The 23,183-nt window shown below is 37.6% G+C and carries 18 protein-coding genes; 11 read left to right on the top strand and 7 right to left on the bottom strand.

The window, feature by feature from the left end:
- Positions 1-311: 311 nt before the first annotated feature.
- A complete protein-coding gene (locus GWJ05_RS06785; RefSeq protein ID WP_036934873.1) occupies positions 312-1,226 on the top strand; it encodes a cation diffusion facilitator family transporter in 915 nt (304 codons plus the stop codon).
- A gap of 82 nt (positions 1,227-1,308) precedes the next feature.
- On the opposite strand, the gene ghrB is transcribed toward GWJ05_RS06785, so the two are convergent.
- Positions 1,309-2,268, bottom strand: coding sequence for a glyoxylate/hydroxypyruvate reductase GhrB (gene ghrB / locus GWJ05_RS06780; protein WP_161681239.1), 960 nt, complete (start codon positions 2,266-2,268; stop codon positions 1,309-1,311).
- A gap of 567 nt (positions 2,269-2,835) precedes the next feature.
- Here ghrB and galE point away from each other — a divergent pair.
- The 10 genes from galE to GWJ05_RS06730 all read left to right on the top strand — a co-directional run bounded on the left by galE (position 2,836) and on the right by GWJ05_RS06730 (position 16,094).
- Positions 2,836-3,852 carry a UDP-glucose 4-epimerase GalE gene (galE, locus tag GWJ05_RS06775; protein ID WP_087803232.1) on the top strand — a complete coding sequence of 339 codons (1,017 nt, stop codon included), beginning with the start codon at positions 2,836-2,838 and terminating at the stop codon, positions 3,850-3,852.
- A gap of 45 nt (positions 3,853-3,897) precedes the next feature.
- Complete coding sequence (locus GWJ05_RS06770) at positions 3,898-4,953, top strand: UDP-glucose--hexose-1-phosphate uridylyltransferase (protein WP_036934867.1); 1,056 nt, start codon at positions 3,898-3,900, stop codon at positions 4,951-4,953.
- A gap of 131 nt (positions 4,954-5,084) precedes the next feature.
- Positions 5,085-6,245 (top strand): galactokinase, encoded by a 1,161-nt coding sequence (galK, locus tag GWJ05_RS06765; protein WP_036934865.1) that lies wholly within the window; start codon positions 5,085-5,087, stop codon positions 6,243-6,245.
- Positions 6,245-7,315 carry a galactose-1-epimerase gene (galM, locus tag GWJ05_RS06760; RefSeq protein WP_036934863.1) on the top strand — a complete coding sequence of 357 codons (1,071 nt, stop codon included), beginning with the start codon at positions 6,245-6,247 and terminating at the stop codon, positions 7,313-7,315. The genes galK and galM overlap by 1 nt, the downstream gene beginning before the upstream one ends.
- 181 nt (positions 7,316-7,496) lie before the next feature.
- On the top strand, positions 7,497-8,507 hold the full coding sequence (locus GWJ05_RS06755; RefSeq protein WP_036938880.1) for a substrate-binding domain-containing protein: 1,011 nt from the start codon (positions 7,497-7,499) through the stop codon (positions 8,505-8,507).
- Between the two features lie 331 nt (positions 8,508-8,838).
- Positions 8,839-10,473 (top strand): sodium/sugar symporter, encoded by a 1,635-nt coding sequence (locus GWJ05_RS06750; RefSeq protein WP_036934861.1) that lies wholly within the window; start codon positions 8,839-8,841, stop codon positions 10,471-10,473.
- Positions 10,474-10,729: 256 nt separating this feature from the next.
- Positions 10,730-12,769 (top strand): IreA family TonB-dependent siderophore receptor, encoded by a 2,040-nt coding sequence (locus GWJ05_RS06745; protein WP_036934859.1) that lies wholly within the window; start codon positions 10,730-10,732, stop codon positions 12,767-12,769.
- 116 nt (positions 12,770-12,885) lie between these two features.
- A complete protein-coding gene (locus GWJ05_RS06740; RefSeq protein WP_036934857.1) occupies positions 12,886-13,737 on the top strand; it encodes an alpha/beta hydrolase in 852 nt (283 codons plus the stop codon).
- 399 nt (positions 13,738-14,136) lie between these two features.
- Positions 14,137-15,303, top strand: coding sequence for an MFS transporter (locus GWJ05_RS06735; protein ID WP_036934856.1), 1,167 nt, complete (start codon positions 14,137-14,139; stop codon positions 15,301-15,303).
- A gap of 203 nt (positions 15,304-15,506) precedes the next feature.
- A complete protein-coding gene (locus GWJ05_RS06730) occupies positions 15,507-16,094 on the top strand; it encodes a DUF1287 domain-containing protein (protein WP_373364688.1) in 588 nt (195 codons plus the stop codon).
- Between the two features lie 476 nt (positions 16,095-16,570).
- On the opposite strand, the gene GWJ05_RS06725 is transcribed toward GWJ05_RS06730, so the two are convergent.
- The 6 genes from GWJ05_RS06725 to GWJ05_RS06700 form a co-directional block, all read right to left on the bottom strand.
- The gene (locus GWJ05_RS06725; RefSeq protein WP_036934854.1) at positions 16,571-16,954 is read right to left on the bottom strand and encodes a YkgJ family cysteine cluster protein; all 384 of its coding nucleotides are present in this window, start codon (positions 16,952-16,954) and stop codon (positions 16,571-16,573) included.
- A gap of 406 nt (positions 16,955-17,360) precedes the next feature.
- Positions 17,361-17,705: a DMT family protein gene (locus GWJ05_RS06720; protein WP_036934853.1), complete on the bottom strand. Its 345-nt coding sequence runs from the start codon at positions 17,703-17,705 to the stop codon at positions 17,361-17,363.
- Positions 17,706-18,224: 519 nt separating this feature from the next.
- A complete protein-coding gene (locus GWJ05_RS06715; RefSeq protein WP_036934852.1) occupies positions 18,225-18,929 on the bottom strand; it encodes a LutC/YkgG family protein in 705 nt (234 codons plus the stop codon).
- 1 nt (position 18,930) lies between these two features.
- Positions 18,931-20,352, bottom strand: a complete 1,422-nt coding sequence (locus GWJ05_RS06710) for a LutB/LldF family L-lactate oxidation iron-sulfur protein (protein ID WP_036934851.1) — start codon at positions 20,350-20,352, stop codon at positions 18,931-18,933.
- Positions 20,353-20,364: 12 nt separating this feature from the next.
- The gene (locus tag GWJ05_RS06705; RefSeq protein ID WP_036934849.1) at positions 20,365-21,084 is read right to left on the bottom strand and encodes a (Fe-S)-binding protein; all 720 of its coding nucleotides are present in this window, start codon (positions 21,082-21,084) and stop codon (positions 20,365-20,367) included.
- Between the two features lie 123 nt (positions 21,085-21,207).
- The gene (locus GWJ05_RS06700) at positions 21,208-22,734 is read right to left on the bottom strand and encodes an L-lactate permease (protein WP_036934847.1); all 1,527 of its coding nucleotides are present in this window, start codon (positions 22,732-22,734) and stop codon (positions 21,208-21,210) included.
- Positions 22,735-23,183: the final 449 nt, after the last annotated feature.

The raw sequence follows: 23,183 nt of genomic DNA, 5'->3' as shown, positions 1-23,183 counted from the left end.
AAAATAAGATCCTTCTTTCTTATTAAAGATAGAAAATGCATAAAAGAATGATTATCAATTATATTATTGTTCTGTATCTATAAGATTTTATTGATAAAAATAAGAGACATAAAGAGTAAAATATGGCATATTGATAGGCAATGACATCTCAATATGATGTCTGGACAGCAATCTTAGTCCCTAAACTGGATTGTTATTCAGAGTCGTTCTTTATCCTCACCAATGAGTTATGGAACCTGAAATAACCTGTGGAACTCTATTTATCTATTATAAATAGAGTAGGCTATTTAAAACCAAATAAGATTATTATTATGACACATAATCACATTGATGATATTGAGTTGGAGCAGGCTGATAATATACAGTCTGAAAAATTCAAAGCAGCTAAAAAAAGCACGTTAGTAAGTGTTTTTGTTAATATCGTTTTATCTATTTGGCAAATTACCGTGGGCTTTTTTTCACACTCACAAGGTTTAATTGCTGATGGTATTCACTCACTTTCTGATCTTATTGCTGACTTTGTTGTTTTAATTGCCAATAAAGGCAGTCAGAAACAACCTGATGCCGATCACCCCTATGGTCATTTTCGTTATGAAAATGCGGCTTCGCTTATTCTTGGGACTATTTTATTAATTGTTGGTTTAGGTATGGTGGTTTCTGCAATCCATAAAATTTTAGATCCATCAACTATTCCTGAAGTTCATCGTGTCGCATTGTATGTCGCTTTATTAGCCTTAGCTACCAAAGAAGGGCTATTTCGTTATATGCTGAGTGTCGCGAAAAAAGTGGATTCGAATATGTTAGCCGCGAATGCTTGGCATGCGCGCTCGGATGCTGCCTCTTCACTGGTTGTTGCGATTGGTATTATTGGTAGCCTTGCCGGATTTAAATTCTTTGACCCTCTTGCTGCGCTAATCGTAGGTTTATTTGTAGGGCGTATGGGATGGCGTTTTACTTATCAAGCATTGCAAGATTTAATGGATAGAGGAGCGGATGAAGAAACACTGGAAGAAATTAAACAGATTCTTATTTCAACACCAGGTGTGCAAGGCGTGCATGATTTAAAAACGCGTCGTTCAGGGGATTACTTATTGGTTGATGTGCACCTTGAAATAAAAGGTGAACTCACTGTTAGTGAAAGTCATGACATTGTAGTCAGTGCTCGTAATAATGTTTTACAAAATAAACAGATATTAAGTGTGATGGCACATGTCGATCCAGCTTAAATGAATTTGAGAATACAATAAAAAAGGTAATGATAGATTTTCATTACCTTTTTTTGTACTTCAAAAAGAACAGCTTATTACTTTAGAAATTAACGCAGTTTACTTTTACGTTATCACACAGTGCTGCGATCAGATTATCTACCGCACATTCAGCCATAGCGTAGCGAGTCTCTTTTGTTGCAGAACCAATATGTGGAACGGCAACCACATTTTTCATAGCCAATAAAGGTGACGATGAAGATAGAGGCTCTGTTTCAAAAACGTCAAGCCCAGCGCCTGCAATCTCTTTTTGTTCTAATGCATTAATTAATGCAATTTCGTCAACGACAGCGCCTCTGCCGGCATTAATTAAATAAGCATCGGATTTCATCATTGATAATTGATTTTGACTGATTAAATGATGTGTTTCAGGTGTTAATGGTAAGGTGATACACACAAAATCAGATTGCTGTAGTAATGTATCTAAATCGCAATATTGGGCATCAAAACGATCATTAATATCAGTATATTCTGTCCGTGAGTGATAAAGAATATTCATGTTAAAACCGAAGTGTGCGCGCTGTGCTAATGCGTTACCAATTCGCCCCATTCCAATAATACCCATGGTTTTGTGATGAACATCAATACCGTACCAGTCTGGTGTGATACTTTTAATCCATAAACCTTTTTTAATATTATCTGCGAGTTCAGGGATACGTCTTGAGACTGCGAGCACTAATGCCATCATGGTGTCGGCAACGGTATCTGTTAAAACTGTCGGTGTGTGCATTAACTTAATATTGCGCGCGGTTAATGCGTTAACATCAACATTGTCATAGCCAACCGAAACCGTTGAAACAACTTTTAAATGAGGGGCATGGTCTATAAAGTTTTTATCAATATTGCCACCAGCACCGAGTAATCCAGAAGCATTGGAAAGTGCTGAACGGAAATCATTAGAGTCTAAAGAGAGTCTGTTAAATTGTTTGATGTCAGCAAAGTTAGAGAGTTTTTTATACAGTTTTTCGGGAAGATCTTGGTAGAGCAAGACAATCGGTTTCATAATGTTCTCCATACTCGTCATATTTCAAACCTCCGCCTTGTTGACTGCGTTCACTCGCACCAGTCACATATTCATGTGTGCTTCTAGTGACTCATTCACTTGTCGCCTAGCTGTGACTTGAATTATTTAGAGTACATATTCATGGTGTTTATTAATAGTACTTATTATATGTAATTGTTGATTATTTTTTCCTAGAATTATTTAGAGGAGAGTGTTCTTCCTCCGCTTAAACATATTAGTGGCGACCCTAATAAGGTATGATAAAACGTATTGAATGTCAGTTTTATCATGCAATTAACGGATTAATTTGAATGTAATCGTTTACTTTGAATGGGTGTTGTTTTTTGTCGTAACGAGGTGGAATGTATTACGCATTTTATTAACTTGCTGTAATACAGTTCTAAACTAAGATTTTTATAAAATATAAGTGTGTGCGAAAAGAGTGTAAACGTTTACACTAAATGTCGGTTTGATCACGAAATCATTTTGTTGATCTTGTTAAACTCTGTGTCAGTGAACAGAAACCGTCTTGCGCTTTTCCTTTGGATTGAATCAAAAGAGGTGAATGTGGAAATTTTAGTGACAGGTGGTATGGGATATATCGGTAGTCATACGTGCGTACAAATGATTGATGCTGGTATGACCCCGATTATTTTAGATAATCTTAGCAATGCGAATGAAGAAGTACTTAACCGTGTTGAGGCATTAACCGGTAAACGTCCACTGTTCTATAACGGTGATATTCGTGATGATCAATTATTAGCATCAATTTTTGCTAAACATACTATTCAATCTGTTATTCATTTTGCGGGATTGAAAGCAGTCGGTGAATCTGTTCAAAAGCCGATTGAATATTATGACAACAATGTTAATGGCACATTGGTGTTAGTCCGTTGCATGCGAGATGCAGGTGTAAAAAGTCTTATTTTTAGCTCGTCAGCAACGGTTTATGGCGATCCGCAATCTGTACCTATTACAGAAGATTCACCTGTTGGTGGCACAACCAATCCTTATGGTACTAGTAAATATATGGTTGAGCGCATTTTATCTGACTTATATGTTGCTGATGAAAGCTGGTCTATCAGTTTACTACGTTACTTTAATCCTGTTGGTGCCCATCCATCAGGCACAATGGGAGAAGATCCTAAAGGTATTCCTAACAATTTAACGCCATATATTTCTCAAGTCGCTATTGGCCGTCGTGAACACGTTGCTGTGTTTGGTAATGACTACCCAACAAAAGACGGTACAGGTGTTCGTGATTATATTCATGTTATGGATCTGGCTGATGGCCACATCGCAGCATTAAATGTATTAGGCAAAAAAGCGGGTCTACATATTTATAATTTAGGAACGGGTAATGGTACGAGTGTGATTGAAATGATTGAAGCATTTCGTAAAGCCAGTGGTAAACCTATCCCTTATCAATTACAAGCTCGTCGCCCTGGTGATATTGCTGAATGTTGGTCAAGCCCCGCAAAAGCAGAGAAAGATTTGCACTGGAAAGCAATTCGTTCAATTGATGATATGGCCGCTGATGCTTGGCGTTGGCAGTTACAAAACCCAAATGGTTATCTGAAATAAAGTTTAAAGTATTCAGATAATCTTGAATAAATAAGAGAGAAGGTTATGTCAAAACTGATTTTTGATCCTGTTGAACATCCTCATCGTCGCTATAATCCGCTCACTGGTCAGTGGATTTTGGTTTCACCTCATAGAGCGAAACGACCTTGGAATGGTAAAGATGAAAAACCTCAGCTTGCGACTCTTCCCTCTTATGATCCGCATTGTTATTTGTGCCCAAACAATACGCGTGTTTCTGGTGATCAAAACCCAGATTACACCGGAACGTATGTCTTTAATAACGATCACTCTGCGTTATTACAAGATGAATATGATGTTGATCCTTCATCAAATCCTTTATTTCAAACTCAAGCAGTAAGAGGAATTAGTCGCGTTATCTGTTTTTCGCCCGACCATGGAAAAACAATACCTGAATTGCCTTTAAGTAGCTTACGTAAAATTGTTGATACTTGGGATAACCAAATAGAAGAGCTCAGTAAAGAATACCTTTGGGTTCAAGTGTTCGAGAACAAGGGGGAAACAATGGGATGTTCCCAACCCCATCCTCATGGGCAAATTTGGGCGAGTGATTTTTTACCGAATGAATTAGCGAGAAAAGATACGCATTTAAAAGCATATTTTGAAAAATATGGGCGTAATTTATTAATGGATTATGTTGATGCCGAATGTAAAGACGCAAGTCGAACGGTTGTTGAAACAGAACATTGGTTGGCAATAGTGCCTTATTGGGCTGCTTGGCCTTATGAAACAATGTTATTGCCTAAAACCCATATTCGCCGAATGAGTGAGTTAAATGGTACTCAACGCGATGATCTAGCTGTTGCAATGAAAAAATTAACCAGTCGTTATGACAACTTATTTCATTGCTCTTTCCCTTATTCAATGGGGTGGCATTTTGCACCGTCTTTTAAAGACAACAGAAATATAGACCATTGGCAATTACATGCGCTTTATTATCCGCCATTATTACGTTCAGCTACTGTGCGTAAATTTATGGTGGGATACGAAATGCTAGCGGAATCGCAAAGGGATCTAACGCCAGAACAAGCGGCAAATAATTTACGTCAATTAAGTGACATTCATTATAAAGAGCAACCTTAATGACCTTCAATATGGCAAGGTATTTTAGTTAATCTGCTTTTTGCGCACGAAATAAATTAAACCAAATATCGCATTATTTACATAATGATGTGGTGGGATTTTATTACTTAATTTTAAGCTAAGGATTTATTATGCAGGCACTTATTAATAATGTGACTCGTTCATTCACATCTATTTTTGGTTACGCGCCGACACATTTTATTCAAGCGCCAGGAAGAGTAAATCTTATTGGTGAACACACTGATTATAATGATGGATTTGTTTTACCTTGTGCGATTAATTATCAAATGATCGTTGCAGCAGCAAAACGGGAAGATAATATTATTCGTGTGATTGCAGTTGATTACCAAAATGAAGTTGATGAATTTAGTCTTGATAACACGATTGAGTTTTTACCTAATAAAATGTGGGCAAATTACGTTCGTGGTGTTATCTATTTTCTACAAAAAGATAATTATTCTTTCCATGGTATGGATATCGCAATATCGGGTAATGTCCCTCAAGGTGCAGGGTTAAGTTCCTCAGCTGCCTTAGAAGTGGCTATCGGTCAAACAATTAAAGCACTCTATCAATTGCCTATTAGTCAAAAAGAGATTGCGTTAAACGGTCAAAAAGCTGAAAACCAATTTGTTGGTTGTAACTGTGGCATTATGGATCAACTGATTTCTGCTTGTGGTGAAGAAAATCATGCTTTATTAATTGATTGCCGTTCTTTAGATACGTTCGCCGTGACAATGCCTGAAAATATGGTTGTGATGATAATCAACTCTAATAAAAAACGCGGGTTAGTGGACAGTGAATACAATACCCGTCGTCAGCAATGCGAAGAAGCGGCAAAAATTTTAAATATCAAAGCATTAAGAGATGCTACATTAGATGATCTGCTGGCTAAAAAAACATTAATGAGTGAGGTGGTTTATCGTCGAGCTCGCCATGTTATAACTGAAAATAATCGCACACAGGAGGCTGCGGAGGCATTGCGCAAGGGGGATTTAACCACATTAAGCCAATTAATGATGCAATCACATCATTCAATGCGTGATGATTTTGAAATTACTGTCAAAGAGATTGATTCATTGGTTGAAATCGTAAAATCAACGATTGGTGATCGTGGTGGTGTAAGAATGACGGGTGGTGGATTTGGCGGTTGTGTCGTAGCATTAGTGACACCTGATTTAGTTGATAAAGTTGTTGATTCGGTGAAGACACAATATGAAGCCAAAACAGGGTTGAAAGAAACTATCTATGTCTGCTCTGCAAGCCAAGGAGCGGGCTATTCGGAGGCAAAATAATGGCGATTAATGAGCTCCGCTTTCTCGAGCCAGAACAAATGACAGCACAACCCGCATCAGACGGAAAGCCTGCACAAGTAGTTGTGCTTAAAAATCGGTTTGGTATGTCGATTTCTTTAATGGATATTGGTGCGACTTGGTTAACTTGCATTGTACCGGTTAATGGATATCGTCGAGATGTGCTGTTAGGCTCGGCAGATATGAATGCCCATAAACAGCAAACTGCCTATTTAGGTGCTACTGTAGGGCGCTTTGCTAATCGTATTGCTGGTGCAAAATTTGTATTAGAAGGGCTGGAATATCAAATCAGTGCTAATGAAGGTAAAAATACCTTACATGGTGGTAAACAAAACTTTAGTCATCGTCGCTGGGAGATCACGGCACAATCGTCTCAATCGGTGACATTTTCATTGATCTCAAAGGATGGTGACCAAGGTTTTCCCGGTACACTTAAGGTCAGCGTGACTTATACACTCACCGATAATAATGAAGTGTGTATTGATTATCAGGCAATAAGCGATAAAACCACGCCACTCAGTTTAACTAATCATGCCTATTTTAACCTTGCAGGTGAACATACTGAACGCACAGCACTTGAGCACGACTTGAAAATTTGTGCGACTCATTATTTAAAAAATGGTGAAGGCAATATTCCTACGGGGGAGTTTGCGAGTGTGATAGGAACAGGGTTTGATTTTCGTAAATTAAAACGTATCGGCCTTGATTTTATGGTTGATGAGTGCCAAAAAGTGGCGAAGGGTTATGATCATGCGTTTATTTTAGATAAAAAAACTATTGACGATAAAGCACCGGTTGTAACAGTCATCGCACCTGAGGGTGAACTTAAAATGGATGTGTTTACTACACTACCTTCTGTTCAATTCTATACAGGTAACTTTTTAGTGGGTACAAGAGGAAAAAGTCGTCGTTATGGTAATTATTCAGGGCTAGCGTTAGAAACACAATACTTTCCTGATGGGCCTAATCATCCTGAATGGCATGAAAATCGAGGCATTCTATCTGCAAATACACCCTGGAATAGCCAAACTATCTATAAGTTTTACTCCTAGCAATAAAAGGAAAGTGTAAACGCTTTCCTTTTCACTATTTATTTGATCTTTTTACTTTTTAAATTTCACTTCTTCGCTGATAATCAAGCCACTTAAATTTTATTATTCCCTTTTTTCTTTGTTCTTAGATTAACAGCCCGTTATTTTTTGATTATGAATAAAGGTGACCCATGAGGTGGATATGGCGACTATCAAAGATGTAGCAAAAGAAGCGGGGGTTTCTGTTGCTACGGTATCACGAGTCATTAATAACTCGCCGAAAGCAAGTAAGGCATCAATAGAGACGGTAAATGTTGCAATGCAAAAGCTAGGTTATCGACCTAATGCTGCGGCTAGAGCATTGGTTAGCCAAAGCACACAAACTTTAGGTGTCTTAGTCCATGATGTTTCTGATCCTTTTTTTGGTACATTGGTGAAAGCAGTTGATAATGTGGCTAGACAAGCGGGAAAACATATTTTGGTGTGTAATGGCTATCATGATGCACAAGACGAACGCCAATCTATCGAGTTATTAATTAATAGTCGCTGTGATGGTTTAGTGATCCACTCTAAAGCACTCTCGGATGAAGAACTGCTTGCTTATGCTCATGAAGTCAAAAGTATGGTGTTAATTAATCGCTTTATTCCGGAGATTGCGGAACGTTGTGTTGCTTTAGATAATTACAAAGGGGCATGGATGGCGACAGAGCACCTTATTCGCCAAGGGCATACCAAAATTGCTTACATCTCTTCTACTCATCATATTGAGGATACCACCCAACGCCTTGCAGGTTATAAGGCAGCTCTTGAAGCGAATAACATAATATTACCTGAAAGTTATATTGAGCATGGTGAACCAGAAGGGGAAGGTGGAGAGAAAGCAATGATGCACTTATTAACCAAATCTATTGATTTTACCGCTGTTGTTACTTACAACGATTTTATGGCAGCGGGTGCTTTGTCTGTTCTCGATGAAAATGAGATCCCAGTACCTGAAAAAATCTCAGTGATTGGATTTGATGACGTATTAATTGCGCGTTATATTCATCCTCGTTTAACAACTGTGCGTTATCCAGTACAAATGATGGCAGAGCAAGCCGCAACACTGGCTATCAGACTGTCTAAAGGTGAAGTTCTCGAACAAAAACAACGTATTTTTTCGCCTACTTTAGTTCAACGTAATTCGGTTTTTAATCTTAGTCACCTCTCTTAATCCCCCTTTATTTTTTATAATACAGTCGATCCTCTTCATGGGGATCATCATCATCACCTTAAAAGGCTATGTTTTCTTAATAAGTGTAATCGTTATCATTTTTAAAGGAGTTTTGTATTTTCCTTCAAAGGTATTTTCTTGTGAGATAAAATAGAACTAGAGATTTTAGTCTAATTCTGGTTTTACTCGTTATAGTAATCGTTTGTTTCTCTATTTTTAGACGCATTTACGTAACATAAGCAACAAAATTGTGAAGGGAGTAACGGAAAAAGGGTGTGAAAACGTTTACATTAAATGTCTATTCTCTCTATGGGTCTGAAAGGAAAATATTATGCATACAGAAGGTGTTGGATTAAGCACAATAGACTATGCAATTTTTGCCCTCTATGTCGTCATCATTATTAGTCTAGGATTATGGGTTTCTCGTTCAAAGGATGGTGAGAAAAAAGGAACAAAGGACTATTTCTTAGCAGGTAAAACTCTTCCTTGGTGGGCAATTGGTTCTTCGCTTATTGCCGCTAATATTTCAGCTGAACAGTTTATTGGTATGTCTGGCTCTGGTTTCTCCATTGGCCTTGCTATCGCCTCTTATGAGTGGATGGCCGCGCTGACATTAATAATTGTTGCTAAATATTTCTTACCAGTCTTTATCGAAAAAGGTATTTATACCATCCCTGAGTTTGTTGAGAATCGTTTTAGAAGTCGTAATTTAAAAACCATTCTTGCTGTGTTCTGGCTCGCATTATTTATCTTTGTTAACTTAACATCTGTGCTGTATTTAGGTTCATTAGCATTAGAAACCATTTTAGGTGTACCAATGATGTACGCCATTGTTGGTTTAGCGTTATTTGCCGTTATCTATTCGCTTTATGGTGGGCTTTCTGCTGTTGCGTGGACAGACGTGGTGCAAGTCTTCTTCCTTATTCTCGGTGGTTTATTTACCACAGTATTAGCCGTCAGCTATATCGGTGGCGATGGTGGGATTATGGAAGGCTTAAACAAAATGACGCAAGCTGCACCCGATCACTTTAAAATGATCTTAGAAAAAGATAATCCGCAATTTATGAACTTACCAGGTATCGCTGTGCTAATTGGTGGTTTATGGGTTGCTAACCTCTATTACTGGGGTTTTAATCAATATATTATTCAGCGTGCTTTAGCTGCTAAATCTATCAATGAAGCACAGAAAGGGCTAGTGTTTGCTGCATTCTTAAAATTAATTGTCCCTATTCTGGTGGTTGTTCCAGGGATTGCAGCATTTGTAATTACCACTAATCCAGACTTAATGGCCGGGTTAGGTGCTATGGCGCCACAGCATATTCCAACGCTGGCACAAGCTGACAAAGCCTATCCTTGGTTAACACAGTTCTTGCCAGTAGGAGCAAAAGGTGTTGTTTTTGCAGCACTTGCAGCTGCAATAGTTTCATCTTTGGCGTCTATGCTTAACTCTATCGCGACTATTTTCACGATGGATATTTATAAAGAATATGTTGGGCCAAAAGCTTCTGAAACACGTTTAGTGAATGTGGGACGTATTAGTGCGGTTGTTGCCCTGATTATCGCTTGCTTTATTGCGCCATTATTAGGTGGTATCGATCAGGCATTCCAATATATTCAAGAATATACTGGATTAGTAAGCCCAGGTATTTTAGCGGTATTCCTATTAGGCTTATTCTGGAAAAAAACAAACGCAAAAGGTGCAATTATTGGTGTGGTCTTATCTATACCGTTTGCTTTATTCCTAAAATTAATGCCATTGGGTATGCCTTTCCTTGATCAAATGATGTACACCTTTATGTTTACTATTGTCGTGATTGGTTTAGTGAGCTTAACTTCAACGACAACGGATGACAGCGTAGGGGCGATTACTTTAACCGATAAAACCTTTAAAACACAAAGCGGATTTAACATCGCTTCCTATGCCATTATGGTCATACTCTGTGTACTTTATGCCGTGTTCTGGTAATAACAAAGTGATGATTTGTTAATTCGTTAAATCTAAAAATATCCTACAAAAGAATAAAGCAGATGGTTTATGCCATCTGCTTTTTTTATGTTTGAAATGCGCTCTAACGAGGCCTAGCGAAAATAGCCCTGATTTACTTTGATGCAGATTAAAAAAAAACACCAAATATGAAAAGAAAATCATTCTCATGAATATTTGATTAAGATAATATTAATCATTCTCATTACTATAACTGTTATTAATTCAGGGAACCACTATGAACTTTAAAATGGGTATTTTAACTGCCTGTATTTTATCTGCCTCTTACCCGCTGTATGCACAAGAAAACACAGAAGAAAAACTTGTTGTATCAGCGTCAGGGTTTGCTCAACAAATTACAGATGCACCAGCAAGTATTACCGTGATCAGCAAAGAACAACTTGCAAAGAAACCAGTTCATGATTTAGCGGATGCTGTAAAAGGTGTTGAAGGTGTTAGCATTAATGGTAATGCCAATAAACAAGAAATTACGATGCGTGGTTTGCCGGGTGAATACACGCTTATTTTAGTTGATGGTCGTCGTCAAAATAGTCGTGAGTCACGCCCGAATGGGAGTGGTGGTTATGAAGGTGGTTTTATTCCACCTGCAGATGCAATTGAACGTATAGAAGTTATCCGCGGGCCAATGTCATCACTATATGGCTCTGATGCAATGGGTGGTGTTATCAATATCATTACTAAACCAGTAACAAAAGAGTGGCATGGCTCTGTTGCACTTGGCGGTACGTTGCAACATAACCGTGACGCTGGCGATTCTATTGATGGTGATTTTTATCTTTCAGGGCCTTTAATTGAAGATAAATTAGGCTTACAACTTTACGGCAGTAGCTACTTACGTGCAGAAGATAAAATCACTTATGGTCAAGGTCGTAATGACAATAAAAACATTACGGCGAAATTGGCATTTACACCAACAGATAATCAAACCATTTTATTAGAAGCGGGTCGTAATACGTTACAGCGTACAACGACACCAGGTAAATCAATGAGTGAGTTTACCAATCGTGGTGGGCGCCTTGATAAAAATAAAATGCTAGAAACTAATAATGATCGTAATCATTGGGCATTAACTTATAAAAATCAATTTGATATTCTGCATTCTGAATTAAGTGTCTACCAAGAACAAACTAAGCGTATTCAAAAAACAGAAGCGGTTGATAAGGCAACAGGGAATAGCTATAAATATTACGAAGCTCGCCGTCCTGAAATTACCAATACTGTTTTTGATGCAAAATTTACCGCTTTTTTACCTTCAAATGTGATGACTTTTGGGGGGCAATATCAATATTCACGTTTAAAAGATGAATCGTCTCTTGGTGGAAAAGAAATAAAACAATCGACAATTACGGCTGATCAAAAAGCTTTATTCATCGAAGATGAATATAGCGTAACAGACAACCTCGCATTAACCGGTGGTGTGCGTCTTGATGATCACGAATATTACGGTAATCACTGGAGTCCAAGAGCCTATGCCGTTTATCATTTAACGGATGAATTCACCTTAAAAGGGGGCGTGGCGAAAGCTTTTAAAGCGCCAAGCCTGCGTGAAATCAGTCCTGAATACGGCACGTCAACAGAAAAAGGTCGTGCGATTATGTATGGTAATCGTGACTTAAAACCGGAAACATCAGTCAGCCAAGAAATTGGTATTGGTTATGATAATGGGGATGGTGTGACTGCAAGTGTGACTTTCTTTAATACCGATTTTAAAGATAAGTTAACCAATTTCGACACTGGTGAAATAGATCCAATTACAAGTTTAAAACTCTATCAATACGATAATGTCGGTAAAGCCAATATCAAAGGGATTGAAACGGCAGTTGGTTTCCCAATTACGGAAAGCTGGCATGTCAATGCTAACTACACTTATATTGATTCAGAACGTAAAAGTGATGATGAAAAGTTAGCTTCTGGTGAGTCATTAAAAGGCTACCCGCTTGATATGACACCAAAGCACAGTGCGAATGCGCGTGTGGATTGGCAGTTTGATGAAGCGACCAGTTTTTATGCCAATACGGCTTATACGGGCAAACAAATTTGGGCAGCACAACGAAATAGCCATTCAGGGGCGCGTTATCGTAGTGGCTACACAACCTTTGATTTAGGGATGACCTACAACTTTAATAAAAATACCATGTTTAACTTTGCGGTATTAAATATTACAGATGAAACAGGTCCTGCTGTGAATGATAAAGGCGGTAACTGGGTAGTTGATGAGGGACGTCGTTATTGGGCGAACATTAAATATAGTTTCTAATTGAGCCTAAATTGAAATAAACCCCGTATTTTATATGGGGTTTATTTTTTTATCACTTACTATTATTTTCAATTTAACTGTTCACCTTTTTATATTACTGACAGAGTATCTGATTTATGCGAATACGAATGTTATGCGGAATGATTATGTTATCTGCGGTGGCTCAAGCCAGACCTAACCAAGAAGTACCTAAAATTGAACCTCAAGCACAATCTTATTATCAAATCACACAAAAAGAAGTCGCTTATGAAGGCAAACAATATCGCCTCTTTCTTGCTGTACCCAAAAATACAACAAAGACGACATTAATTTATGGTGTTGATGGTAATGCGCAATTTCCATTGATGGTTAATGTAGCCATAAAACAAAAAAATAGTCCATTACCAGCGATTATTAGCGTGGGGTATGTGGGAGATAAAGCCTATTTTATTACAGAAAGAACGCATGATTATACGCCTAGTGTAAAAGGTGAGGCATTTAGCCGAGGTGGAAATGCAGAAAATTTTTATCAGTTTATCCTAACGCAAGTCAGGCCTTATGCGCTTGAACAACTCGCGAAAGAGAATATATCAGTTACCCAGCAATCTCTCTTTGGGCACTCCTTTGGTGGTGTATTTACCCTCTATGTTCTATTTAATCATCCAGAAACTTTCCAGCGTTATATTGTAGCAAGTCCTTCTTTATGGTGGGGAAAAGGTGAGTGGGTGAGAAAAGAGCAATGGCAGGCTATTCCTGATGACATTTCCATTGCAATAACGCTAGGTGAAAAAGAAGAAAATCCAGATTTAAGCCAATTAAGTGAAGAGCAACAAAAAAATTATCAAGAGCGTAGTAGTTGGTTAACGCAACGTCAGTTATGCCAATATTTAACAGATGAGGGAAAACAGTGCGATTTTTATCTCTTTGCAGGTAAAGGCCACGGTGGTTCTATTCCTGATGCTATTAATGTTGCTTTAGAAATAAGATGAAATAAACTGAGTAACTCTTTTAATAAAAACTACCTTATCAAAGGATGATAGGGTAGTAATAAGTATTTTTACTTACCTATCATTTTCATACGTATTATTGCGTAATCATCATAATGAAAAATACCTTTTTTATAAAAATAAATATCTGAGTAAGGCTATTCCCTTTTTGTAGAAAAAGACGATAATCATGATTGGTATAAATAAAATTGTTTTCTGACATTAGTTTTTATAATTTTATTTATCATAATTTAAGCGCTATATTCGCGTCTCCTGAATTTAGGGACGCCATCCACTGTTTTCACCTTTGTTCTTTTATCTTTCCTAGATAAAAGAATTGCCCCTATCAGGCATCGAGAAAACAGCGCATTTTCAACCGTTTTGATTGTGGAGACGAGGGTAGTGAAACAGAACACTACTTTGGTACGCAAAGGCGACAGTACATTAGTACCTGTGGCTGGGTTAACGGTATTTGCTATCGCGTCAGGCTATTTAATGAGTTTAATTCCACTGTCTATGGACAGCTTTGGAATGGATACGCTCTATGCTAGCTGGTTAGCAAGTATTTATTTTATCGGATTATTAATAGGTTCAGTGATGATAGAGCCTATTATTGCAAGAATAGGGCATCGTCTTTCTTTCGTCGTGTTTTTATTATTACTGGCAGTGACTGTTGGCATATTACCTGTAATGCCTTATTTATCAGCATGGATGGTCTCTCGTTTTATTGGTGGTATGGCGGTCGCGGGTATTTTTGTTGTGGTCGAATCATGGCTGTTAATTGGCGATAATCCTAAAGAGCGGGCTAAACGTTTAGGCTTTTATATGACCTCGCTGTATGGCGGCACAACATTAGGACAGTTGGCGATTGGTGCAATTGGCACACAAGGTGCTATTCCGTTTATGGCGGTATTGGCCTTGTTATTAATTGCGGTATTACCGCCTCTGTTTTTTAAACAAGGGCAACCCCAAGGGCATGACCATAAAAGTTTGTCACTTAAACAAATGCGTCGTTTAAATAAAGCCGCTTTGGTGGGCTGTATGGTATCTGGCGTGGTGATGGGCAGTATTTATGGAATGATGCCACTAGCCTTAAATCAAGGTCAATTTACCACAGACCAAATAGGTGTGTTGATGGCGGCTATTATTTTAGGTGGAATGGTGGTTCAGCCTATTATTAGCAAGTTGTCTGTGGTAATTAGTAAAACGCTGTTATTAGCGATGATGTGTTTAGTGGGTGTGTTTGCCATGGGACTGACTTATCTCTCTAACGATTATATGGTGCTTATTGTTGCACTGGCGTTATTGGGGATGTCTTCTTTTGCACTTTATCCTATCGCTATTACTTTGGCATGTGATCATGTTAATGCGAGCTATATTGTCGCCATTACACAAGTCATGCTATTAAGTTATAGCATTGGTTCTGCCATTGGGCCTTTAGGTGCGGGTATTTTTATGGCACAGGCCAATAATGGCATTATGAATTTCTTCTTTGTTGTGTTACTGGTGACGGCGATTTATATGCTTTTTGCCAGTTTACGACGTAAAAGCCATATTGTGTTGAACTAACTATTTCTCTTACTTTGATCTCTTTCTTTTTCATTTTATTATCAGCCGAGCTTACCGTAAAAGGGAGCTCGGTTTTTTTATGTTATATTCAAAAATGAATTAAGACTCCACTTATATTTTTGTACTGCGTTTTATCAGTATAAACAGATCACTCAATTCCTTTTTTAAAGATAATGGATTTAACTTTTCATGGAGATCACAGAATGAAAATAATGAAACCTAGTTTTTTATTCTTATTGCTTATGCCCTTTTCAACTGTTCAAGCCATAACGGCAGAGCAAAGTAAAAAGCTGGTGGAATATGCTGCTGATTTACCAAGAGCCGTATTTTACGACTCAAATTATCGCAAAATAGATTATCCAAATGGTGATGTTCCTGCTTATAAAGGGGTTTGTAGCGATGTCATTATTCGTAGTTATCGTGGGATTGATATCGATTTACAAAAATTACTGCATGAAGATATTAAAGCCAACTTTTCAGCCTACCCAAGTAAACAGATATGGGGGTTGAATCAACCAGATACAAATATTGATCATCGTAGAGTGCCTAATTTGGAAGTTTTTTTCTCACGAAAAGGCAAAGTAAAGCCTATTACCAAAAATGCAGAAGATTATGTGCCTGGTGATATTGTTAGTTGGCGTTTAGACAATGGTCGGCCTCATATTGGTATCGTGGTAAATGAAAAAAGTTGGGATAACCAACGCTATCTTATCATGCACAATATTGGTTTTGGGCAGGTCGCTGAAGATGTTTTATTTTCATGGAAAATAACAGGGCATTTTACCTATTAAATATAGGTATTCGAGAGAATTGAAACATTTAGTTTTTATAAAAATAGCATAAAAATAAAAAAGTAATATTAAAGGAAAGATTGAAGCGATAAATTAAATAATGCCCATACCTATTTTTATATAAAGCATGGGCACTATTTCTGGGGAAGAATATTTTCATCAGAAATATTCATGATTATTCCTCTAAGCCACCGAGTAACATACTAACGACAGCAGTAGAACAGATAAAAGAAAGGAAAAGGATAAAAAAAGAGCTACCGATCATAATGCCCTCCAAATCTATTACTATTTTTAAATAAAAAACCTCACAAAAGACACGTTATTAATTCATTGCCTTATATACTAGGTGATTTTAAAATAAAGTCAAACTAACATATTATTTAATAATGATTTTTTGTTTTGTGATTTCATATTTTATGAAATAAGTATGTTGGATATGATTAAATGATCAGGAGGGGCTTAACCCCTCTGATGTCTTACGCGGTGTGAGGCAAAGTAGTGTGAGTTAGTGGAGGTAAACCATAAGCTGCGCGAGCGCGATCACAAGCCTCATTAGGAACACCATTTACCCAAGATTGTTCAAACTCACGGCAAGGAGAAGGGCGTTGTTCATAGATAGAACAGCTTACACACTCACCAACCTCACCAAGAAGCTTATCACAACGTGGTTTTTTAGAATTAGTTCCTTTCATACAAGAGAGAAAAGGAGTTAATGGTTCTGTTAACTCATCTGGAACCACACCACCTCCACTCACCATTTCAGCCCAATAGAACGAAACTCTAAAATAGGCGCAACATGCACCACAGTGCATACAGGGATTGTCCTGCATATAAACAAAATCGTTAGAATGATTACTCATACCTGATACCATTTTATCTGACGTTGAAATGACAATAGGCACGTTTTAAGGGTGCTGTAATTTAAGAGAGGCAAAATAAAGGTAGAGAAACAATGCTTCTCTTAGAACAATCATTATGCGCTGAATGAAAAATATTTTTCAAGAGAAATATTTCTGTATATAGAATATATTTATTTCAAAATAGAGCATTGTTTTGTAAAAAATAATCTCAGTGGACTATATGACTTAATGGTAAGTGATTGTGTTATTTTATAGTCCGTTAAAGCAACATTATCAATCGTATTAAATGTAATCAAAATATTTAATTTGTAAATAAAGAAAAGCCTTATCATTTCTGATAAGGCCATAAAGAAGAGGATAAAGGATCGATTAAAAAACAAGCTGTTTTATTTAGTCATAGAGGTGTTTAAAAGGGACCTTTAAAAATAAATAAGGCACCAGCACCAATTAAAAGGAAACCAATAAAGTGATTTAATGTGAAGTTTTCACCTAAATAAGTAACAGAAAAAATAGCGAAAATTGTTAATGTTATCACTTCTTGTATGGTCTTTAATTCTGCTGCACTGTAGTAATGATGACCAATTCTATTTGCAGGCACAGCAAAACAATATTCAACAAATGCAATCAACCAGCTTAAAAAAATGACGATAATAAGCGGTTTATTGCCGTATTTTAAATGGCCATACCAAGCGAACGTCATAAAAACGTTAGAAATTATCAGAAGAATGATTGGTGTAAATTTGTAGAACATTATACTCATACCATTGGGTGGCTTTCTGGCGATTTTGCCAATAAGAATGGCATGAGATTACTGCAAAAAAAGTGGGTTTTCTATCAGTGTGATAAGGATAATGGTGTAATTTACATTGAGACTATTTTATCGTAAAGAAAACATATCGAGGATAAGCCAAGTTGAACTATTAAATAGTAAAGTAGTTATTTAATTTATTAAATACTATTTAAAATAAAGAAAGGTTATTAATCTTGCTTTATTGAAACATTATAATAATGTCTAATAAAAATAATTGTCGTTATTTTTAATTGTTGTTGAAAAATTTTGAGAATTAACCCATCGAAGGTTATGTATTGATCTGGAAAAATTGAGCAAAGTTTTTCGCATTGATTGTGTAGATCAAAGTTCCCATCTAAAAGTGGGAACTTTATCAGTAAGTTGAAGGTGTTATATAACCTTTCTTTATGTTGGTCAATCCTTTGACCATGACCTTAAGTTATTTAGTTATCGTTCTTTTCATTGCTGATTAATATTGAATTAGCAATCTTCTATAATCAAATACGCCGCATGAACAGGGCCATGAACCCCCCATACTTTAATTAATTCAATGTCTGCTGTAGAACTTGCACCACCAATTAAATTGATGCAAGACGGCATTCTTACACCTTCTTGCGCCATTTTATGTAAACGTTCAGCAATTTGAGCCACTCGAGGTAAAATATCGCTTTTACGTAGAATAACAATAGAAGTTTCAGGTAATAAGCTTACCGCACGTCCTTTTTCTGGAGACGAAAATAAAACAATCCCACCAGATTCAGTTAGGCCCGCTTCCGCAAATACAATTCCAATTTGAGAGCGTTCAGCATGAATAATATTTTCATGGCCAAGTTCTGGGGTCCAAATATAGGTTTCGTATTTTTCACTGATAGCTTTAGTTACACCCAGTGCATCTAGGCGCTCATCTCCACTTATTACCACCGAGCCTTTACAATCATAACTTTCGCAGAGTTCAATTAGGCTATTGATAACGTCATCAGGTTTGCTAACAACACATTTCACCATTTGAGTCTGTGCAAAGTCAGTAAATTCTTTACATAGTTCATCCTGAGTCAAATTAGTTAAGCGAGTTTTCGCTAAATCATTAATCGGTGTAGGCTGTGGCTGTGGCTTATGCGCAATAGGACGCCCTAATTTTTCAGCAATAGTTTGCAGAAATTCATTACGGTTTTGTTCGTTTAACATATTATTTTTTTCCTTCTGCTTTATGGCGTTTAAACCAACTACGGAAGCTATAACCATCTGGTTTAGGGAGATCTCGCGATTCCATCCAATCATTTAACACACTGATTTTGATTGGTGTAGACCCATTTTTGATCATTAACCCCGCCATTTTTGCACCAACGTTCATACCCACTTTCCAAAGAGCTGGGTGTGAATTGAGGTAGTTAAACATACCGGTGACTCGACGTTCTGCTTTTGGTGTTAAACCAGTTTCAGCCATTACTCGACGATGTTTTAAAATCAACTGAGCTAAAGGAATTTTGACTGGGCAAACCACATTACATGCATTACATAATGAACAAGCGTAAGGGAGATCATGAAAATCTTTATAGCCCCCTAACAGTGGTGAAATTACCGCACCAATTGGGCCTGGATAAATTGAGCCATAAGCATGTCCACCAATATTACGGTAAGCAGGGCACGTATTAAGACAAGCACCACAACGGATACAGCGTAAAATATCTTTAAATTGCGAACCTAAAATTTCAGAACGGCCATTATCCACAATCACTAAATGGAACTCTTCAGGACCATCGACATTGCCCGCTTCACGAGGACCAGTTACCCAAGTGTTGTAACTAGTTAAACGTGAGCCAACTGCGCTACGGCATAACATAGTGATTAATGGATCAACTTCTTCAAATGTTGGTGCCACACGCTCCATACCCATGACTGCAATATGGGTTTTAGGTAACGTAGTGGTCATTCTTGCATTACCTTCGTTAGTAACTAAACAGACGGTGCCGGTTTCAGCTACCGCAAAGTTACAACCCGTAACGCCAATATCAGCAGACAGAAAATCTTGTCTTATACGCTGTCTAATGAAAAGTGTCATATCTTCAGGCGTTTCACTGCCTTCATAATTGAGTTTTTCATTTAAGACTTTACGAATTTGATAACGATCTTTGTGGATAGCAGGAACGACGATATGAGATGGTGGATCGTTATCTAATTGAAGAATATATTCGCCAAGGTCAGTTTCGATGATTTCAATGCCTTCATTTTGTAAGGCCTTATTCATCCCAATTTCTTCGGTGACCATCGATTTAGATTTTACAATCTTCTTCGCGTTTTTCTTTTTGGCAACGTCACAAATATAACGAGAGGCATCTTCTGCTGTTTTAGCAAAATAAACATGACCTCCGTTTTCTGTTACTTTTTCAGATAATTGATAGAGATAAGCATCTAAATTTTCAAGCACATGGTTACGGATTTGTTCAGCGCGATCACGCCATTCTTCCCAATTACCTAGTTCTTTGACCATGATTTGACGATTAGCTCCAATGCGTTCTTGCGCCATAACAACCGCATTACGCATGATTGTATCTTTCATTTCATGTTCTAGGCGAGGTCTGAAATCGATATCACTGGTTTTGATAGACATAAGCAGGCTTCCTTATTGGCTCATTAAAACTTGTGCAATGTGCAACACTTTTACAGGGCGCTTTTCTCGGCTCAAACGGCCTTGTATGTTTATTAAGCAACTTGTATCTGCACCAATGACATAATCAGGACTCACATCCATAATATGTTTTACTTTTTCGGTCACCATTTCGCCTGAAATTTCAGACATTTTCACAGAGAATGTTCCACCAAAACCACAACAGGTTTCTGAGTTCGCAAAAGGTAACATTTCAAGACCTTCAACGTGGTTTAATAGTGTTAAAGGCTCACTAACAACACCCAGTTTGCGGGTTAAACTGCATGATGGATGATAAACAGCTTTACCAGGGAGACGGGCACCAACATCGACAATGCCCAAGGTATTGACAATAAAACTGGTTAAATCAATAAGGCGATCTGCTACACCTTGTGCTCGTAATGCCCATTGTGGCTCATCGGCAAGATAAGTTGGGTATCCTTTTATGGCATAAGTACAGGAGCCTGCTGGGGAAATAATCGGGTAGTCATTTACTTCCAATGTTTCAATTAACGATTTCATAGCAGGTTTGGCGTTATTTACATAACCGCTATTAAGTGCGGGTTGACCACAGCAACCTTGGCGCTCTTGAAATAGCACTTCGCAACCTAATTTCTCAAGTAACAAGACGGTGTCTCTGGCTGAATCTGCTTTCAGCACATCACCAAGACAGGTCGCATAAAAATTAACTTTCATTAATCGAACTCCAAAACATCGCTCAGATGTTGTCATTTTTACTAAAGATAAAATTCTTTTTTTTATTGCTTTGTTATAAGAGGGAAAGGGAATGGAATAAGCTCACTCCCTTTCCCTTATTAATTAGTTCATTAGGTGATAAATAATGCCGATCTTCGCTCCAAGAATAACAATATAGGCGATACAATATTTTAACGTTTCACGCATAATGGCACTGCTTTGTCCATCCATTTTTGTGGCTGAAACAGCAATGGCGATACTTTGAGGTGAGATCATCTTACCGCCCGTTGCACCTGAGGTATTAGCCGCAGCCAGAATGAAAGGGTCGATATTAAGCTTAGCTGCAGCACTGGTTTGTAACTTACCAAATAGCACGTTGGAGTTAGTGTCGCTACCGGTTACAAATGTTCCTAAGGCTCCGATCACGGGAGCAATAAAGATAAATCCGGCACCGGTGAAATCGACCAAGGTTTCAGCGATACTACCAATCATGCCACTGAAATCCATGACGGTTGCCATTGCTACGATTGCGGTGATGGCAATAATGGAGTTTTTCAGTTGGATAGTTGTTTTAACAAGTACAGAGATAAGCGTGGAAACACTGGCACCTTGAATTGTGCCACCTACAAAGCTGGCAAGTATAATTAATACACCTGGTGTACTTAACCAAGCAATGGTTTGATATTCCGTTTGTGTTTCACTTAATACAAATGGGATCTTAGTGGAAATAGCGCCCGCCATGCTTTGGATCGCTGGGAATAAAGGTGAGCAGGCTAAAATGAAGATAAAGGTAAACAGGTAAATAGAGCTAGCCACTAACAACTCTTTTCCAGTGTGTTTTTTGAGATTTTTTTGCTTATCGCCACTGTTTTTCATGCGTTTAGCAAGGAAAATAACCACAATTAAGCTGACTAAGCTACCGGCAAATGCAGGTAATTCAGCACCTAAATTAGCCGCAACAATGTATTGAGGAATAAGTGTACTAATACCACACATTAAAGTAATAAATCCGACACCTTTAATGGCTTTAATGCCACCACCTGCAATGGCAACAATGACGAAAGGTAACAGGATGTTAAATAATCCCAACTGAATAATGATGGTTTTACTCAACACTAATACGTCAAGTCCAGTGTTTTGCGCCAAAATAGACACTGGAATACCAACAGCACCAAAAGCGGTAGGAACAGTGTTAGCGACTAAAGAGGCAACCGCAGCTTTAAAAGGATCAAATCCAAGAGCAATTAAAATGCCGATAGGAATGGCAACCGCGGTACCATAGCCCGCAACAGCTTCAAGAAAGCCCCCAAAACACCACGAAATAAGTAGAACTTGTACGCGCTTATCATCACTTATGCCAGCCAGTACATCTTTAAGTACATCCATGCCACCCGTTTTTAGCATTAAGTTATAACTATAAATAGCGGCAAGAATAACAATGATGATTGGCCACAACCCTTTAACTGCACCATAAAGGACAGAAACAGAGGCAAATTGAATGGTGTTGTTCCAATGAAAAATAGCAAGTGCAACAGTTATCACTAAAGAAACCAGCACGGCATGGTGAACGGCTGATTTCATTTTTAAGATCATAAAAATCAACACAGCTAAAGGCACAATGCCTAATAAGAATGAGAGATAGTCTGACATGATTATTTTTATCCTTAAGTTTGCAATTTTTATCGTTTATAACTGCGTTGGCAAACCGATAAGTTGGTCATTATATAATTGTGTAGGGTACTAGGTTTTATTAATGCTCTGCTTTGCTGAAACGATAAATCATAAATAAAAAAAGATAGTTACTAACCTAAACAATGAAAGATATCATCACTTAGGAAATTGTCAGGTTAGATTGGTTGGCTATTGTAGGGAATATTTATTGAGATGTAATAGAATAAAATCAATTGTGTGACAAATATAAAAAAATTCCTTTTTTCTCATTATTTGCTTGTTAACTTTCGTGTTTTTTGATGCTCGTCAATGTAATTAAATTATTAATGTTGTTATTGAATTGGTTTTTGGTGAAAAAAAGAACGTTTTTGATGGTTTTATCTATGTAATAGAAGCGTGATAGCGGACTATAAATCCCCTTTATGATG

The organism is Proteus sp. G2626 (assembly GCF_009915985.1).
Classification (GTDB): Bacteria; Pseudomonadota; Gammaproteobacteria; order Enterobacterales; family Enterobacteriaceae; genus Proteus; species Proteus vulgaris.
This window is presented reverse-complemented; position numbering and strand designations above follow the sequence as displayed.

Bases quoted from the DNA above. Each gene is read 5' to 3' on its own strand.
- GWJ05_RS06785 (WP_036934873.1), top strand. From the start codon at position 312: ATGACACATAATCACATTGATGATATTGAGTTGGAGCAGGCTGATAAT.
- ghrB (WP_161681239.1), bottom strand. From the start codon at position 2,268: ATGAAACCGATTGTCTTGCTCTACCAAGATCTTCCCGAAAAACTGTAT.
- GWJ05_RS06770 (WP_036934867.1), top strand. From the start codon at position 3,898: ATGTCAAAACTGATTTTTGATCCTGTTGAACATCCTCATCGTCGCTAT.
- galK (WP_036934865.1), top strand. From the start codon at position 5,085: ATGCAGGCACTTATTAATAATGTGACTCGTTCATTCACATCTATTTTT.
- galM (WP_036934863.1), top strand. From the start codon at position 6,245: ATGGCGATTAATGAGCTCCGCTTTCTCGAGCCAGAACAAATGACAGCA.
- GWJ05_RS06755 (WP_036938880.1), top strand. From the start codon at position 7,497: ATGGCGACTATCAAAGATGTAGCAAAAGAAGCGGGGGTTTCTGTTGCT.
- GWJ05_RS06750 (WP_036934861.1), top strand. From the start codon at position 8,839: ATGCATACAGAAGGTGTTGGATTAAGCACAATAGACTATGCAATTTTT.
- GWJ05_RS06745 (WP_036934859.1), top strand. From the start codon at position 10,730: ATGAACTTTAAAATGGGTATTTTAACTGCCTGTATTTTATCTGCCTCT.
- GWJ05_RS06740 (WP_036934857.1), top strand. From the start codon at position 12,886: ATGCGAATACGAATGTTATGCGGAATGATTATGTTATCTGCGGTGGCT.
- GWJ05_RS06730 (WP_373364688.1), top strand. From the start codon at position 15,507: ATGAAAATAATGAAACCTAGTTTTTTATTCTTATTGCTTATGCCCTTT.
- GWJ05_RS06725 (WP_036934854.1), bottom strand. From the start codon at position 16,954: ATGAGTAATCATTCTAACGATTTTGTTTATATGCAGGACAATCCCTGT.
- GWJ05_RS06720 (WP_036934853.1), bottom strand. From the start codon at position 17,705: ATGTTCTACAAATTTACACCAATCATTCTTCTGATAATTTCTAACGTT.
- GWJ05_RS06715 (WP_036934852.1), bottom strand. From the start codon at position 18,929: ATGTTAAACGAACAAAACCGTAATGAATTTCTGCAAACTATTGCTGAA.
- GWJ05_RS06710 (WP_036934851.1), bottom strand. From the start codon at position 20,352: ATGTCTATCAAAACCAGTGATATCGATTTCAGACCTCGCCTAGAACAT.
- GWJ05_RS06705 (WP_036934849.1), bottom strand. From the start codon at position 21,084: ATGAAAGTTAATTTTTATGCGACCTGTCTTGGTGATGTGCTGAAAGCA.
- GWJ05_RS06700 (WP_036934847.1), bottom strand. From the start codon at position 22,734: ATGTCAGACTATCTCTCATTCTTATTAGGCATTGTGCCTTTAGCTGTG.